Below are 16,642 nucleotides of genomic sequence, written 5' to 3'. Positions count from 1 at the left end.
GCCCCCGCCGCTCTAGGGTGTCGGCGGGTATGCATGTGCGCAAATGTCGCGGGATGTGAATTTGGTGGCCATTCGGTGGCAGAAGGCGGCACGGCGGAGGATGGCGGGCCTCGTCGCGCTCGCGGTCGTCGCCGCGCTCACGGGCATCGGGTTCTTCCTGGGTACGGGTGTGTCCAGCGCCCGGCCCAAACTCGCCGACATCGGCGCGTGGCTCGCCAGCGCGCTCAACGGTGAGGTCGTCCACGCCAACGGCCTGTCCGGCCAGGTGGACGGCCGCGTGGACCTGGCCGCCGCGAAGGGCGACGAGCTCAAGGTGGTCCAGGACGGCAACAGCGTGCTCGTCGTCGACGAGTCGACCGGGCAGGTCAGCCGCATCGACCCGACCCAGCTCGAAGTCGCCCAGACCAAGAGCCTGGGCGCCGGCGGCACGCAGCTGGTCATGGGCGCGGGCAAGGCGTACGCGATCGACCCGCAGGCGGGCACCGTCCAGCAGGTGAATCCCCTGACCGTGGACACGATCGGCGCCGCGATCACGCTCAAGGGCCCGCTCGGCCAGGCGGGCATCGACAAGAACGGAACCCTCTGGGTGCCCGTGCCGGAAGCGGGCACGCTGGCCCAGATCAACGGCGCCCAGCAGGGCAAGCCTGTGACCGTGGGCGAGCCAGGCGACCCGCTCACGCTGACCATGGCGGACGGCGTACCGCTGGTCACCAACTCCGCCGCCGCGTCGGCGATGGTCATCGGCTCGACCGGTACGCGGCTCACGGTGAGCCTGCCCAGCACGGTGACCGAGGCCGGGCGCGGAGGCATGCTGATGCCCGCCGTCGCCGAGGCCACGATCGTCCCGATGCTCGCGCCCAAGCAGGGCGCGCTGGTGCTCGTGGACACCGCGAGCGGCGCGCTCAGCACCGTGTCGGTGAAGGGCGGCAAGCTCGGGCCGCCGCAGGCTCTCGGCCGCCGCGTCTACATCGCCGACGAGAGCACCGGGCGGCTCATCGTGTACGACACGGTGGCCAAGAGGTTCGACGCCGAGAAGGTGATCACCGGCAAGGCGGGGCCGCTGGAGGTGTTCGTCAAGGACGGCCTGCTGTGGGTCAACGACCAGTTCAGCGAGACCGCGCTGGTCGTCGAGCAGGACGGCAGGGCGCACCGGGTCGGCAAGTACGACGAGGCGCTCGGCCAGAAGGACACCCCCACTCCGCTGCCCGTACCCACCGGCACGCCCACCATGGCGCTCCCGACCACCGTCCCGACCCGGCAGACCACCCAGCCCACGGTACGGCCCACGGTGACGGTCACGCGTACACCGAAGCCCACCCCGACGAAGCGCTCGCAAACCCCCAGCCCGCCCCCGACCAGCACCCCGACGCCTACGCCAACCCCGACGCCCACGCCCACGCCCACACCGACGCAGACCCCCGGACCGCCGGGCACCGTCACGGCGAACTCGGGACCCGGCTGGATGGAGATCGTGTTCACCCCGTCGAGCCAGGGCAAGGCCACCGGCTACACGCTCAAGGGCGCCCCGGACAGCGCGAACGTGACCCCGGACCGTGTACGGTCCGACGGCCCCTTCCAGTTCCGGGTCACCGGAGGCCGCTGCGACCAGGAGTACACCTTCCGCGTCGCGGCCCAGTACGACGGCGGCGAGTCCGTCTCCGACCCCACCATCCCGGTACGCCCCTGCGTCGCCCCCGGCAGACCGGCGAGCTTCGAGGCCAAGGGCAAGAACCACGGCGCCGACCTCACCTGGTCGGCGCCCGACAACGCCAAGGACGGCGGCGTCAGCTACGTCCTCGAAGGCCCCGGCCAGCACCCCGGCACGCTCGACGGAACCAGCGCGGAGGTGACCGGCCTGAAGAACGGCCAGGACTACACCTGGACATTGCGCGCCAAGAACGGCGCCGGCGAGGGCCAGGAGCGCGCCGAGGCCAAGGCCGGGCTGCAGCCGCCGTCGGCGCAGTTCCGCAACGCGCACAACGACAACAGGGACACTCTGATCCGCTCCGGCCCCTCGGCGGGGGCGGAGGCCGGCCGCATCCCCAAGGGTGAGTACATCACCATGACCGTGATCTGCCAGACCAAGGGCGCGGGCTACACCGACACCGACACGGGCATGAGCAGCGACGTCTGGAACAAGGTGGAGTCCAGCCGGGGCAGCGGCTGGCTGAACGACGTGCTGATGGACACCCCGAAGGGGGGATTCCCCGCCGCCCCCCTCTGGGAGTGCGAATGATCACCAGAGCCGGCTGGGGCACCCTGGCCGCCTCCGTGCTGCTGTACGCGGTGGCGGCGCCGCTCGGCTACCAGCAGGCGGGCGCGCTGTCGATCGGCGGGATCGTCGCCGTCGGCGCCGGTCTGCTGTGGACGCTGCGCCGGCCACGCCTGGAGGTACGCCGCGAGGTCACGCCCGTCAAGGTGGCCAGGGGCGAGGCCGCCATCGCGATGCTGCGCGTCACGAACAGGGGCCGCTGGCGGCGCGATGCCCTGGAGGCCCACGACACCTGCCGGGACACCGCGATCGTGGTCGCCGTACCGCCGCTGGCCAGGAACTCCACCGGAACCGTGTCGTACCGGCTGCCCACCCGCAGGCGCGGCGAGACCCCGGTGGGCCCGCTGCGACTCGACCGGGCCGACCCGTTCGGCCTGGCCCGGCGCACGACCTCGTACGGCCAGGCGGACCTGCTGCTGGTCCGGCCGCGTACGGTGCCGCTGGAGCCGCTGAACTCCGGCAGGCAGCGCCACCTCGACGGCTCCGCCTCCCGCTCGCCGAGCGGCACGATCACCTTCAACGGCGTCCGCGACTACGTGATCGGCGACGACCTGCGGCACATCCACTGGCGGTCCACGGCGCGCACCGGGACCCTCATGGTCAAGGAGCTGGAGGACGTCAGCCTGCCGTACACGACCACGATCCTCGACACGCGCGCCGAGTCCTACGGGGATGACGACGAGTTCGAGCTGGCGGTGGACGCGGCCGCGTCGGTCGCCTGGTCGGCGAGCCGCCGCCGCTTCCCGGTGCGGCTGCTGACCGGGGCGGGAGAGTTGCTGTCGGTCAAGGGCGGCGGCGAGGAGTCCGAGGAGGTGCTCGACCGGCTGGCCCTGGTCGAGCGGACGGCCGACGCGGAGACGCCGATGGACTCGGTGCGCCGCGCGGGCTCCGGCGGGGCGCTGGTATTGGTCACCGGGGCACGGACGGCGCTCACGGGCGTCGCCTCGGTGCGCCGCCGCTTCGACCAGGTGGTCTGCGTCTGGGTCGGGGCCTCCTCCGGCGACAGGCCGCCGCTGGTGCCCGGTGTGACGGTCATCGAGATCGGCGAACTGGCCGAACTGGCGGCTGCGTGGCCACGGTGACGACCCCGCCGGGCCTGCCGGACGCCCCGCCCGCGCCGGACGTGCGGGCCATGCCGGTCACCCCGCCCACGCCGGGCGTGCGACCGGGGACGTCCGAGGCTGCGCCGCTGCCACCTGTGCCCGAGTGGCGGCGGGTGGCGGGGGTCGTCATCGTGGTCCTGCTGGCGGGTACGGCCGGGCTGGCGTTCGACGGGGTGTTCATGCTGGGCGGGCTGATCCCTGTGGTGGCCGTGGCGGCGGTCGTGCCGGGGGTGGTGTCGTACGCGCTGGCCAGGATCTTGCCGCTGTGGGCGTCTCTGGCCGTTAATCTCCTGGCCTGGCTGGTCGCGGTGTCGGCGACCCTGTTCAGGGCGCAGGCCGTGGCCGGGTTCCTGCCGAGTCCGGCCAGTGTGCGGGCCGCGCTGCTCGGCGTGCGCGACTCGGGGAAGGCGCTGCTCACGACCATTCTGCCGGCCGAGGGGGACGGCAGGACGATCGTGCTGACGCACTTCCTGGTCTGGGCGGCGGCGGTGGCCGGGGCCGAGCTGGCCCTGCGGACCAGGGCGGTGGTGCTCCCGGCGGCGCCGGCCGTACCGGTGCTGGCCGCCGCCGTCGTGCTGGGCGTGTCCGGTCCCGGCTCGCGGCTGCCGACGCCGGCCGTCCTCGTCGGGCTGGCCCTGGTCCTCGCCCTGGTCCGGGCGGCCAGAGCGGCCAGGACGTTCGTGGCGGGGGTGCCGCTGCTGGCCGGCCTCGTGCTGGTCGCCGTCGCGGCCGGGCCGGTGCTGCCGTTCGCGAGCAAGCCGTACGACGTGCGGCAGTTGGTGGCCCAGCCGCCCCCGCGCCCGCTCGCCGGGGTGAGCCCGCTCGACCAGGTGTCGGCCTGGCTCCAGAACCCCTACCGCCAGCTCTTCACCGTCAGGTCCACGACCGAGGCGAACTGGCGGCTGGCCGTACTGGACCGTTTCGACGGCGTCACGTGGACGTCCGGCGCCGGATACCTGCCGACGGGCGGCCGGGTCCCCGCCGACGGCGACGACCTCGGGGGCGCCCGCGACGTCGTCGAGCAGCAGTTCACGCTGCAGAAGCTGTCCGGGCCCTGGCTGCCCGCGGCGGACCGCCCGCAGCAGGTGACCTTCACCGGACCGACGACCGGCCTGATGGCAGATCCGGCGACCGGGATGCTGGCGAGTGCCTCCACCGCTCGCGAGGGAGTCACGTACCGGGTGATCTCCGGTACCCGCCGCTACGCCGCCGCGGAGCTGCGCGAAGCGGTCCCAGCCGCCGACCAGGCCGCTCTGGTACTGCCCAGCGGCCCCGACGGCCGTACTCCCCCGCAGCGGGCCCGCCTCGCCGCCATCGCCCGCAAGGCCACGGCCGGCGCCACCAGCCCCATGCAGCAGGCCGTACGACTGGCCGCCTACCTGCGCAAACACGCCCAGTACGACGTCAACTCCCCGCCGGGGCACAGCTATCGCAGCATCCAGTTCTTCCTCACCGAGGCGAAGAAGGGCACGACCGAGCAGTTCGCGGCGTCGTACGCGCTGCTCGCCCGCTCGCTCGGCCTGCCCAGCCGGGTGGTCGTCGGCTTCGGTCCGGGCAAGTCGGAGGGCGGCGGCGTACGGCAGGTGCTGGCGGGTGACGTACTCGCGTGGGCGGAGGTGGAGTTCAAGGGGATCGGCTGGGTGCCCTTCTACCCGACCCCGGCGCGCAGCCACGCGGGCCAGAGCGGCGACGTCGCCGAAGGCGTCTCCAAGCAGCGGCAGGAGGTCGAGCAGGAGATCAGCGGCGAGCACGCCGACCCCGCCACCACACCGTCGACCCACCGGCCCACACCACAGCCATCACCCCGCCAAGCCGGCCACGGAGCCGGAACCACCTGGCTGCCGATCGCGGGCGCGGTGGCCGGGGGGCTGCTGGGCGGGTACCTGCTGGCCGTGACCGTACTGCCACCCCTGCGCCGCCGACGCCGCCGGACAGGCGATCCGCGGGCGCGGGTGGCGGGCGCGTGGCGGCAGACGGTGGTACGACTGCGCGCCGCCGGGGTCCCGGCCTCGTCGCGCGTACTGACGGCTCGGGAGGTGGCCACGCTCGGGGTGACGGCATTGGGCGCCCACGCGAACGAACCGCTGACCGGGCTGGCCGACCTGGCGAACCTCACCCGGTTCGGCGATGCCCCCGTGGACCAAGCGGCAGCGGACACGGCCTGGGGCCACTACGCGAACATCGACCTGCTGGTCAAGCGGAAGGTCGCGCTACCGCGCCGCCTCGCTCACCGCCTGGCACCCGGCTCCCTGCTCCGCTGAGCGGGATCGGCTGTGCTCAGATCGGCTGGGGTGCCTCTTTCAGCCCCGAAAAGACGGCGGCGATCAGGCGCCGTCCTTGGGCCACACCGTCGTCGTTGTTCGCGACGCGCCACAGGAAGCTCATAAGCATGATGATGTCGGCGGGGTCGTGCCCGGGAGCGATGGTGCCCTCGGCCACGCAGGCGTCGACGAGCTTGGCCACCGCCGCGGTGGTCGGCGCCCACGAAGCGCTGATCACGTCCTGGGCCGCGGCGCTGTGCAACGCGTCACCGAGGCCGTGCTTGATGCGGATGTAGGCCGACAGGGTCTCGAACCACTCGACGAACGCGTCCTTCGCCGATGGATGGCGCGCCAGCGCCTCGTCGGCGGTGGTGGTCAGGCGTTCGATGTCGTGCTGGTAGGCCGCCAGGATCAGATCCTCCCGGGTGGGGAAGTGCCGGTAGAGCGTGCCGGCGCCGACGCCGGCACGCTTGGCGACCTCGCTCAGCGGCACGAGCGGGTTGTCCCCGAACAGTTCGTGGGCGGCCTCGATGATCGCCACACGGTTACGCGCGGCGGCCTTGCGCTGCGTGCCGTAGGTGCTCGGCGTCTGGTCGGTCATCACCCTATGGTGCCTCCGATGGACTTGCGGACAATCCTCCGCTAGTTTGGTGAGAACTTGCGGAGAATTCTCCGTAAGTTCAAATCCCACAGGAGACGCCCATGCGTTATGTGAAGCTCGGCACCACCGGCCTGGACGTTTCGCCCATCGCGATCGGTGCGATGACCTACGGCGAGCCCGACCGCGGCCACCCCGTCTGGTCCCTCGGCGAGGAGGATGCGCGCCCGCTGATCAAGCACGCTCTCGACGCGGGCATCAACTTCTTCGACACCGCCAACATGTACTCCAACGGGTCCAGCGAGGAGATCCTCGGCCGCGCACTGCGCGACTTCGCGAACCGCGACGATGTAGTGATCGCGACCAAGCTGCGTCATCCCATGCGCCCCGGCCCGAACGGGAAGGGCCTGTCCCGCAAGGCGATCATGACCGAGGTCGACCACAGCCTGCGACGGTTGGGCACCGACTACATCGACCTTTACCAGGTGCACCGCAACGACCACGCGACGCCACTGGAGGAGACCCTCGAAACGCTCAGCGATCTGGTCAAGGTCGGCAAGGTGCGCTACCTGGGCGCGTCGTCGATGTTCGCGTGGGAGTTCGCGAAGGCCCTGCACCTGCAGAAGCAGAACGGCTGGGCCCGGTTCGTGTCCATGCAGGATCACTACAACCTGCTCGCCCGCGAGGAGGAACGCGAAATGATCCCGCTGTGCCTGGACGAGGGCGTCGGCACCATCATCTGGAGCCCACTCGCGCGGGGCCGTCTGGCCCGTGGCTGGAATGAGGCGAACTCCACTGCCCGCTCCGAAACCGACGGTGCCTACGCCGACACGCTCTACTCGCCCGAGCAGGAAGCCTCGAACCACGCCATCATCGATGCGGTCGGCCAGGTCGCGGCCGCCCACGGCGTGAGCCGCGCGTCCATCGCCCTGGCCTGGCTGCATCGCCAGCCGGTCGTCACCGCTCCGCTGGTCGGCGCCGGGTCGATCAAGCAGATCGACGACGCGATCGCGTCGTTGGACGTCGAGCTCACCGATGAGGACGTACGCGCCCTCACCGCCCCCTACACGCCGCGGTATGACTGGCAGGGCGTCTCGGACGAGGCGGCCATGGATGCGATCCGCGCTCGTGTCCCGGGAATGGCGCTGAGGTGAGGTTGATTGTTCGCTCCGGCGCGGCAGTCCGCCAGCTGGCGAGCTGAGCAAGCGTCGCAAGAATGTCGCTGGTCGGTAGCCGTCCGGCTGAGGGAGACGGGCGCTGCGGGAATCGCCCGGCCTGGTGGGATCGTTGTGACCAGTGTGCTCGCCTGGCGACGGGCACTGTTCCCAGTGATCCACTGTGCGGCTGTCGTCGTCACTCACCACGCGACGCCTTGCTAACATCCCTTGATCAACCGCTGTGCCTGGAGTGTGCATGACCGACCGTCTCACCACCGCGCTGATCAGTCAGGCGGCCGAACGGTTGCGGCCGGTCGTGCGTCGCACCGCGCTGGAGCCGAACCAGCGGCTGTCCGACCTGCTCGGCGGTCAGGTGCTGCTCAAGCGCGAGGACGCGCAGGTCTGCCGCTCGTACAAGGTGCGTGGCGCGTTCAACCTGATCGCCTCGCTCACGGAGGAGGAGCGGCGGCGCGGTGTGGTCTGCGCGAGCGCGGGCAACCATGGGCAGGGAGTGGCGTTCGCCTGCGCGCGTCTCGGGATCAGGGGACGTGTGTACGTACCGTCCACCACGCCTCGGCAGAAGCGCGAGCGCATCGCGGCGCTCGGCGGCGACCGGGTGGAGGTCATCGTCGGCGGCGGCACGTACGACGAGGCGAGCACCGCGGCGCACGCCGACAGCGAGCGCACCGGCGCGATCTACGTGCATCCGTTCGACGACGTCATGACGATGGCCGGGCAGGGCACGGTCGGCCTGGAGATCCTGGCGCAGGCCGGGGAGGCGCCGCACACCGTGGTCGTACCGGTCGGTGGCGGCGGTCTGATCAGCGGCATCGCCGTCTGGCTCCGCGAGCACTCACCCGGCACCCGCATCATCGGCGCCGAACCCGCCGGAGCGGCCAGCATGCGCGCCGCCCTCGACAACGGCGGGCCCCTCGCCCTGCCCGAGCTGGACACCTTCGTGGACGGCGCCGCCGTCGGAAGGGTGGGTGACGCCACGTTCCCCCTGGTCAAGGACTTGGTGGATGAGGTCGTCGCGGTCGATGAGGGTGCGGTGTGCACCGAGATGCTGGATCTGTACCAGACCGACGGCATCATCGCCGAGCCCGCCGGAGCTCTCGCGGGAGCGGCAGCCCGTGAGCTGCTGCCGTACTCCTCCGAAGGCCCGCTGGTGTGCGTGGTGTCGGGCGGCAACAACGATGTCAGCCGGTACAACGAGGTGCTGGAGCGCTCTCTCGTGCACATCGGGCTGCGGCACTACTTCCTGGTGACCTTCCCGCAGCGCCCCGGCGCCCTGCGGCACTTCCTGGACGAGGTGCTGGGCGAGGGCGAGGACATCATCGCCTTCGAGTACGTCAAGAAGAACAACCGCGAAACCGGCCCGGCGCTCGTCGGCATCGAGCTCGAGCGGGCCAGCGATCTCGACAGTCTCCTGTCCCGCATGAAGGCCGGCCCGCTCACGGTGGAGCGCGTCCCCCCTGGCTCGCCGCTGTTCACCTTCCTTCTCTGACCTCGCGCCACGGCGTGTCGGCGGTCATGTGGGGTGGGTAGCGCCGCGACCGTTTGGGAACGATGGCGTCATGGAGTTGTACACCGCCGTACCGTCGGCCGAGTGGCGGGACACCAAGGCGACGCTGCACCGGTTCTGCCAGGTAGTGGGCAAGATCCGGCTCGGCTCGACGGTCCGCCGCAACCACTGGTGGAACGCGCCGTTCCATGTCACGGGGCGAGGGATCACCACCCGTCCGATGGGCCAGGCCGACGGCAACCCGATCTTCACGATCGACTTCGACTTCGTCGGCCACCAGCTGCTCCTCACCACGGTGGACGGCCGGGCGGTGTCGTTCGCGCTCCCCGGCCAGTCGGTGGCGTCCTTCTACCAGCACACCATGCGGGCACTGGCGGCCCTGGACGTGCGGGTGGACATCCCCCTACCGCAGCCGTTCGACCTGCCCGACTCCGACCGGCCGTTCGCCGACGACACCGAGCACGCGCACTACGATCCGGCCGAGGTCACCCGCTACTGGCAGGTCCTCAGCCAGGTGAACCTCCTGCTGGAGGAGTTCGCCGCGGGCTTCTCGGGCAAGATCAGCCCGGTGCACCACTTCTGGCACACCTTCGACATCGCCTGCAGCCGCTTCTCCGACCGCGCGATCGACCAGCCGCCCGGAGCCGACCCGGTGACGCGGGAAGCGTACTCGCGGGAGGTGATCAGCTCCGGCTTCTGGTTCGGCGACGACGCCTTCCCGGACCCGGCCTTCTACTCCTACACCGCTCCTGAGCCCAAAGGGGTGGACAACGAGCCCTTGGAGCCTGCGGCCGCGCGGTGGATCGAGCAGCGGGGCAGCCATCTGGCCGTGCTGCGCCACGCCGACGCCCGGGCCGAGGCCGATCCGCGCGCCGCCGTCCTCGCCTTCTACGACAGCGCTTACCAGGCCGGAGCCCGGCGCGCCGGCTGGGACATCGCCCAGTTCGCCTGCCCCGGCGGGGTCACCGATCCGGTGCTGAGCCCTGGAACGTGACGGACCGTGCGCTGGTCGGGCGCGCCTTATTTCGACTTTCTCGCCCGTACGGCGCCAGCTGACGCTCACTACTATTCGGCCATGATCTTCGACCTTTCGGTACTCCTGAGAATCGGCCTGGCTATGGCCATTCCCGCGGTGTTCGCCTGCGCGTCTGTGACGATCGCGGCGCAGTCCGCCCCACGAAATCGCCACGTACGCATACGCCGCCGATATGTGGTCGGGGGATTGTTCCTGTCATTCGTCGGCGTCTGGATGATGGCATTCGGCGCGTGGTCGGCGCGTGCGGACACGCGCTACGGCGGCGTCGTCTTGATCGGGCTCAGTCTGCTGACCCTCATAGGCGGAGGTCTGCTCCTCTTAGGTTTCGGCCCGCTGGCCTCGTGGCTGCTGGAAATCCTCGGTCGGTGCACGAAACGGCTGCCGCTGCTCGTTCGCCTGGCGGCCCGCGACCTGGCCGGTCGTCGCCCGACCACGGCTCCCGCGATCACCGTGACGATGATGGCGACGAGCTTCGGCATCGCACTTACGATCGTCGCGGTCGGCATGACGGCGCAGGACAGGGCCGCCTACTTCCCCAGCGCCCGGCCCGGCACCCTCGTGGTGCGGGTTTTCTCGGCGGAGCAGGCCGGTCCTGTACGTGCGGCGATCCAGCGGGAGTTACCCGGGGTGCCCATCGCCCAGAGTGAGAGTTCGCGTGAATACCGACACTTCAGCACGTATGCCGAGAACGTTGGCCTGCTGGAAGAGTCCGTCTACCCGCACGAAGTCATCGGCGACGAGGCACTGCTGCGGTACATCACGGGCGACCAGTCGACGCCCTACGACGAGGGCAAGGCTGTGGTGGTCATGAACGCCGACGTGAAGGTCGACTCGGTCGAGATCGGCTACGACGTGACCGGGAACAACGGCCCGCTGGCGACCAAGACCATCCCGGCGATCGCCGCCAGAACCGTCGACCCCCACATGGAGACGATCTTCGTCCCAGCGAAGGTCGTCCGGGATCTCGGATATCAACTGGAGCCGGACGAGCTGATCGTCGATCCCTCCCTCCATCGCATCTCGGCGGGCGAACAGGCGCGGCTCGACAGCCGGCTGGGCGACATCGCGGAAACCTATGTCGAGCGGGGATTCCAGGCTTCGACCACCTGGCTGGTCGCCGCCGCGGCGACGCTCCTCATCGCCCTCTGCGGTGCGTGGGCCGCCGGGGACGGCAAGGACACGAGTTCGCCAGCGGGTCGGGTGCTGAGGCGGGCCGGTGACGGATCGGCCGCAACTTTCCGGTGGTTCGCCGCTTCCCGTGCGGGGCTGAGCACGCTGTGCGGAACGGTGTTGGGCGCGGTCGCCGGGTGCCCCATCGGGATGTTGCTGCTATGGCCTTTCACCGCGTCGGGCTCATGGGATGAGCCGCCACGGGTGCCCTTCGAAACTCCATGGCCGGCGATCGCGGCCGTGGTCGTCGGGCTGCCCATCATCGCCGCCGCCCTCGGCGGACTCCTCGCGCGTGAGCAGGCCGGCGGCGAGGCGACCGCTGCTCCGTGATCAGCGGCTTTCAGGTGGGTGGAGTGGCCAGTGGGAGGACGATGGGCGGCTGGACCTGCTCGTCCCGGCCGCCTGGGTCGGTTTCCACCGCGCCTCGGATGCACAGGGACGGTGACCACGCGACGGATGACGGCTGGCCGAGTCTGACCACCGTGCCGACCTTGAAGCAGTAGCCCGTGGCCGCGTCCAGGCCGCCGACCGTGTACGTGATGCTGCCGCTGCCCATCGACAGCACGCGATCGCCGGGAGACTGCTGGAGCACCATGGGGAAGTCGCTCTTGCGCTGCTGCTTCCAGGACAGCGTCACGGTCGTGCCGTTGTCGGTCACCAGCCTCAGGTCCTTGGGCCGCTGCGCGCTCATCGCCGCCGCGTCCAGGGTCTTGGCGGGACGGGCGATGGACGGCCTGGTAGAAGGCTCGGTAGAAGGCAGGGCACTGGGTGGTGGGGTCCGGGCATCCGAGTCGGGTGGCTTGGCGGTCGTCGTGGGGTCGGCGTTTCCCGTTGTGGGGTCGGTGACTCCGGTCCCTGAGTCGGTGCCTCCGGTCGTGGCGGACTGGGGCTCCAGGGTGATCCGCGGTGGGGTCGACGGGCGACCGTTCATGGCGGCGGCGACGCTGGCCGCGCCGATCAGTACGGCCAGGCCGGAGGTGCCGGCGATGAACAGGGGGACCTTCTTGCTCCTGCGCCGTGGCTCGGCCGGTGCCTGCGGCTGCGCCGTACCCGGCTGGTGGGAGGACGGGTAGAGCGGACGAGGCGGTCGGGGAAGCGAGGCCGAGCGGTCGGGGTCGACGGTCCAGACGAGAGCCCGCGGCACCGACGTCTCAGCGGCCACCGCCGATGACGGCACCGCTGACGACGGCGTCGCTGACGCTGGTGGAACCGAGGGGAACGACGGCATCGACGGCGAGCCGGGCAGCAAGTCCCCCGGCCCGGTCTGCGACGGTCCCGGTGACAACGCGGGTCCGACTGGGGTAGGCGGCGAGCCGGGTCCGGTCTGCGAGGGTCCCGGTGCCAACGCCGGTCCTACCGAGGTGGGCGGCGAGCCGGGTCCGGTCTGCGATGGCTTCAGGCGGGAACTCGGAGCGACCAGTTTGTAGGTGGGTGGGACCGCTGGATTGAACGTGGATGGGGCCGAATGGTCGAGGGCGGGTGGGGCGGCGTGGGTGAAGCGGGTGGCGAGGTCGGCGGCCGTGGGACGGGACTCGGGGGACTTGGCCATCGCCTGATTGACGGCGTCCACGACGTCGGGCGGCAGGCCGGGGGACGCCAGGGGCGGCGGCTCCTCGCTCAGGACGCCGAAGACGAACCGGGCCGAGGTGTCCGGGCCGTCCAGGGCGAACGCGGGCCGCCCGGCGAGCAGTTCGTACAGCATCGACCCGAGCGAGTACACATCCGACGCCGGACTGGCCGAGCGGCCTTCGAGCAGCTCGGGCGGGGTGTGGACGGACACGGACGTCCCGTCGGGCAGCTCGGCCAGTGACATCAGCCCGCTCATGCCGAACCCGGTCAGTCTGGGCTCGCCGTACTCGGGCAGGACCACGTTCTCCGGACGTACGTCGCCGTGCACCCCGCCCGCCCCGTGGGTGGCCGCGAGCGCGGCGGCCACCGCGCGCGCGACGCGCAGCGCCTCGCCCGGCGGCGTCGGCAGGGTCCGGCCGGGCCGCTCGGCCAGCGTGCAGCCCCCGTGCAGCTCGGTCACCAGGTACGGGCGGCCGTCGGCCGTGGTGCCGATGTCGAGTACCGGGATCACGTTCGGATGGGCGGCGAGCGCGTCCGGGAAGCGGAAGCCGCGCAGCAGCGGCTTGAGCCGGCGCTTGTCCACCCGGCGGCAGGCCAGTGACCGCAGCAGCACCGAGGCGCCGTCGCGGTCGGCCGTCGCGAGGTACGCGCTCCACGGCCCGTCCTGCCCGGCCCGCTCCTGGAGCCGGTAACCGCGGACCTTCTCCGTCACCGTCACGCGTTCACTTCCCGGGGCCGGCAGCCGCCAGCCCTCTCCATCAACCGACACGTCGCCGTCATGCGATCACTGCGGGACCGCCCAGGTCATCGGTCTCGAACGCCTCGTCCTCGACCATCGGGAACCGGGTCCGCTCGCGGTCCTGCTCCTGACCTTGGCTGCCACCTCCCATGCCCGGCGGGTACATGCCCATCGGCATACCGCCGGCCCCGCCCCGCGCGGCCCCGCCCGCCGTCAGTCCGCCCGCGCCCTGTGCGGCCGTCGTAGCGGTGCCGGTCCCCGAGGGGCTGAGCGGGCCGGTGGGGGGCACGCTCGTGTTCACCCTGTGGGCCAGGTCGGGGGACATGGTGTCCGGGAAGCCGGCCAGGTTCGCCTTGGTGTCGGGCAGGCTCGGGGTCTTGAGGTCGCCGGGATTCTTCAGGTCCGGGGTCTGGGGACTCTGCAGGTCGGGGGTCTTCGCGTTGGGCTGATCGAGGCCGGGGAGGTTCGGGTTCTGGGCGCCGTTGGGGTCCGGGAGGTTCGTGCCGGGATCGGTCGGGCGCTGGTTCGGGTCGGTCAGGCCGGACGGGTCCCCGACACCGGACGACGTGGGGTCGGTCAGGCCGGGCAGGCCGGAGTACGGGCTGCCGAGGCCCGCGTACGGATCGGAGACACCGCCACCACCGAGCCGGCCGTTGCCGCCCAGGCCGTCCATCTTCGGCAGTTGCCCGGGAGTGACACCCGCGCCGGGGGGCGGGGCCGCGCGCTGCTCCAGTTCGGGGGCGATCCGGTCGTAGACCACTCCCATGAACCTGTTGAGCTGTCGCAGGTGGTGGCGGGCCAGGGCGTGAGCGTTGCCGTCGGTGCCGAACACGCTGTCACGCAGATCGTCGTCCCAGCCCGCACTGCCGACCTGGGGGACGTTGTCCCGGAAGAAGGGCAGCACGTCACGGCCGTACCAGATGAGAGGGTTGGCGACCGTCTGAGCGCTGTAGTTCACCGCGGCGAGATCCTTCTGGAGCTCGCCGATCTTCTTGAAGACGCCCTCCAGTGGCTCCCCGCCCAGGGAGGCGGCGATGCGCTGCGCCTCCGCCTGCAGGTTCCGCATCGACTCCTCGCAGCTCGCGGCCAGGGTCGCGTAGTTGTGGCCGGCGTCCTCGATCTTCCGCGGGTCGGTGTGGTTGCGGATGAGGTCGACGATGCCCTGGCTGTTCTCGCTGTCGCCCTTGCTCGTGGCGATGTCATCGGGCAGCGGGCGGGTACCGTCCTTGAGCTGGTACAGGGTGTAACCGGTCATGTCGCCGTCCCGCGCAGGCCTTGGGCCACGGCCTGGTCGGCGTCCATGGCCGCCTTCACGGTCTGGTCGAGCGTCTCCAGGATGGCCTCGTAGACCGAGCAGAGCTGGGTGACAGCGCTCTTCAGACTGGTCTGCGCCTTGTCGGTGGTGAGCCTCAGGTCGGTGGCCGCCTGCCAGGTGCCCAGGTCGCGCTCGGTCAGCGTGGAGCGGCTGACGAGAACCTCCAGGCCCGGCGTACCGCCCAGCCCCCTGAGCCGGTCGAGGTCGGCGCGGAGCTTCTCGACGGGCGAGTCGGGACGCGGCTTGCCCGTCTCCGGGTCAACAAAGTCGGCGATCTTGATGAACATCTCCTTCTTCGCCCCACCCGGATCGACGTGGTATTTGGTGAGCAACTCGTCGCGCGTCGTCTCGGAGACCCGGGGCCCGGCGGTCGGCGGATACCCTCCGTGCCCGTAAGTCTGCAGGTAGTCGGTGTACTCTTCCTCGGTGTTGCGCGGGTCCAGCTGTACCTCGTAGACGCGCCCGTCCTCGCCCGACTCGACGCCGTTGCGCTGGTCTCTCGGGAGGCCGAGGCCGTCCCTGGTGTCGTCCCGCTCGCCGCCGTCGTCAGGTGTCGGCATGAATCTCTCCCGGATATCGGTCTGCGCCCCTCCCCTCTGTATCCCGTACGGGGTGCGCCGGGGCTTCACTTCAAAGAATTTGGAACGGAATCCGGCTTGCCGCTCAAGACCGGCAAAATCCCATTACATGGCCATTTCCTGGGCCGGCACCACCGCCCTCGCCCTGGTGCTCGCCGTCACGCCTTTCACCGCCGCGAGAGCGGCAGGCGCCGCTCCGTCGTGCAATCCCGAGGCCGGGGTCCAGGACGTCAGCGGCAAGCCCTGGCCGCAGGAGCGGCTGCGCTTCCAGCGGGTGTGGCGGCTGACCAGGGGCGAGGGCGTCACCGTCGCCGTGGTCGACAGCGGCGTGGACGCGCGGCACCCGCAGCTCGCCGGGGCGATCACGATCTCCGAGGACCTGACGGGCACGGACCAGCGCGACTGCGTGGGCCACGGTACGGCCGTGGCCGGGATCATCGCCGGCCGCGACCTCACCTCGCGCGGCGTGCCCTTCCTCGGTGTCGCGCCGGGCGCGCGGATCCTGTCGATCAAGCAGACCGAGACGCCGGACGGCGAGGTGTCACTGCTGGCCAGGGGCATCAGGCGGGCCGCCGAGCTGGGCGCGAAGGTCATCAACGTGTCCGTGGAGGCGCACGACCAGCCGGAGCTCAAGTCGGCCGTCGCGTACGCGCAGAGCAGGGACGTGGTGATCGTCGCGGCGGCCGGCAACGTGAAACGTGAGGACGGCGAGGTGACGCCCTCCTACCCGGCCGACTACCCCGGCGTGATCGCGGTGGGCGCGGCCTCCCCCGACGGCACGAAGTCGGCGTTCTCCAACGGCACCACCAGGGTCTCCGTCACCGCCCCCGGCTCCGGGATCACCAGCACGTGGACGGGCGGCGGCTACCATACGGATCTCGACGGCACCAGCTTCGCCGCGCCGTACGTGGCGGGGGTCGTGGCGCTGGTCAGGGCCAGGCATCCGGAGCTCGACCTGTGGCAGGTCAAGCGCCGGGTGGAGCTGACGGCCGAGGGCGGCGGCGCCACCGGGACCGGCGCGGGCCTGGTCAACCCGCTGCTCGCGGTCACCGCCGTATTGCCTGACGCGGAGGAGAAGGCGGGCGGCGGGGCGCCGGTCGTCGTGGCCAAGGCCGCCGCCCCCGATCCGCGTACGCGCGGGCTGGCCGTGGGCATCGCGGGAGGCACGGTCGCGGTGACGGGGTTGGTGGTCTTCGCGGCGATCATGCTGCCCAGGGCCAGACGGCGGGGCTGGCGCGCCGGGTGATCCAACATTTCCAGGAATGTTGAAGTCAGGTCGGCCCTCCGGCGCACCGGCTTATGGTGCTCGCGTTGTCCCA

Annotated in this window: 12 protein-coding genes; 8 read left to right on the top strand and 4 right to left on the bottom strand. The window is 71.2% G+C overall.

Going from position 1 to position 16,642, the window contains the following annotated elements:
- Positions 1-100: 100 nt before the first annotated feature.
- From LDL49_RS07300 to LDL49_RS07290, 3 genes are read left to right on the top strand one after another with little or no spacing between them, the layout of a single operon-like run.
- Positions 101-2,236, top strand: a complete 2,136-nt coding sequence (locus LDL49_RS07300; protein WP_225290161.1) for a hypothetical protein — start codon at positions 101-103, stop codon at positions 2,234-2,236.
- Positions 2,233-3,354: a DUF58 domain-containing protein gene (locus LDL49_RS07295; RefSeq protein WP_225290160.1), complete on the top strand. Its 1,122-nt coding sequence runs from the start codon at positions 2,233-2,235 to the stop codon at positions 3,352-3,354. Before LDL49_RS07300 ends, LDL49_RS07295 begins: the two co-directional genes overlap by 4 nt.
- Positions 3,342-5,636, top strand: a complete 2,295-nt coding sequence (locus LDL49_RS07290; RefSeq protein ID WP_225290159.1) for a transglutaminaseTgpA domain-containing protein — start codon at positions 3,342-3,344, stop codon at positions 5,634-5,636. Before LDL49_RS07295 ends, LDL49_RS07290 begins: the two co-directional genes overlap by 13 nt.
- Positions 5,637-5,652: 16 nt before the next feature.
- Here LDL49_RS07290 and LDL49_RS07285 read toward each other — a convergent pair whose 3' ends face one another.
- Positions 5,653-6,237, bottom strand: a complete 585-nt coding sequence (locus LDL49_RS07285) for a TetR/AcrR family transcriptional regulator (protein ID WP_225290158.1) — start codon at positions 6,235-6,237, stop codon at positions 5,653-5,655.
- A gap of 101 nt (positions 6,238-6,338) precedes the next feature.
- Here LDL49_RS07285 and LDL49_RS07280 point away from each other — a divergent pair, with 101 nt between their 5' ends.
- The 4 genes from LDL49_RS07280 (at position 6,339) to LDL49_RS07265 (ending at position 11,452) form a co-directional block, all read left to right on the top strand.
- Positions 6,339-7,388, top strand: coding sequence for an aldo/keto reductase (locus LDL49_RS07280; RefSeq protein ID WP_225290157.1), 1,050 nt, complete (start codon positions 6,339-6,341; stop codon positions 7,386-7,388).
- 259 nt (positions 7,389-7,647) lie between these two features.
- A complete protein-coding gene (ilvA, locus tag LDL49_RS07275) occupies positions 7,648-8,898 on the top strand; it encodes a threonine ammonia-lyase IlvA (protein WP_225290156.1) in 1,251 nt (416 codons plus the stop codon).
- A 70-nt stretch (positions 8,899-8,968) separates the two neighbouring features.
- A complete protein-coding gene (locus tag LDL49_RS07270) occupies positions 8,969-9,910 on the top strand; it encodes a DUF5996 family protein (RefSeq protein WP_225290155.1) in 942 nt (313 codons plus the stop codon).
- 6 nt (positions 9,911-9,916) lie between these two features.
- Entirely contained in the window at positions 9,917-11,452 is a 1,536-nt protein-coding gene (locus LDL49_RS07265; protein WP_225290154.1) for a hypothetical protein, read from the top strand.
- Positions 11,453-11,462: 10 nt separating this feature from the next.
- Here the strand turns inward: LDL49_RS07265 and LDL49_RS07260 are convergent, their stop codons facing one another.
- Genes LDL49_RS07260 through LDL49_RS07250 form a run of 3 tightly spaced genes read right to left on the bottom strand, consistent with a single transcriptional unit; the run spans position 11,463 to position 15,305 of the window.
- Complete coding sequence (locus tag LDL49_RS07260) at positions 11,463-13,409, bottom strand: serine/threonine protein kinase (RefSeq protein ID WP_225290153.1); 1,947 nt, start codon at positions 13,407-13,409, stop codon at positions 11,463-11,465.
- 58 nt (positions 13,410-13,467) lie between these two features.
- Positions 13,468-14,685, bottom strand: coding sequence for a hypothetical protein (locus LDL49_RS07255; RefSeq protein ID WP_225290152.1), 1,218 nt, complete (start codon positions 14,683-14,685; stop codon positions 13,468-13,470).
- Positions 14,682-15,305 carry a hypothetical protein gene (locus LDL49_RS07250; RefSeq protein ID WP_225290151.1) on the bottom strand — a complete coding sequence of 208 codons (624 nt, stop codon included), beginning with the start codon at positions 15,303-15,305 and terminating at the stop codon, positions 14,682-14,684. The genes LDL49_RS07255 and LDL49_RS07250 overlap by 4 nt, the downstream gene beginning before the upstream one ends.
- 127 nt (positions 15,306-15,432) lie before the next feature.
- On the opposite strand from LDL49_RS07250, the gene mycP reads away from it, so the two are divergent.
- On the top strand, positions 15,433-16,569 hold the full coding sequence (gene mycP, locus LDL49_RS07245; RefSeq protein WP_225290150.1) for a type VII secretion-associated serine protease mycosin: 1,137 nt from the start codon (positions 15,433-15,435) through the stop codon (positions 16,567-16,569).
- Positions 16,570-16,642: the final 73 nt, after the last annotated feature.

It is taken from the genome of Nonomuraea aurantiaca (assembly GCF_020215705.1).
In the GTDB taxonomy this organism is placed as follows: domain Bacteria; phylum Actinomycetota; class Actinomycetes; order Streptosporangiales; family Streptosporangiaceae; genus Nonomuraea; species Nonomuraea aurantiaca.
Note: the sequence above shows the minus strand (reverse complement) of the source record. Positions and strands in the feature narration are given on the sequence as shown.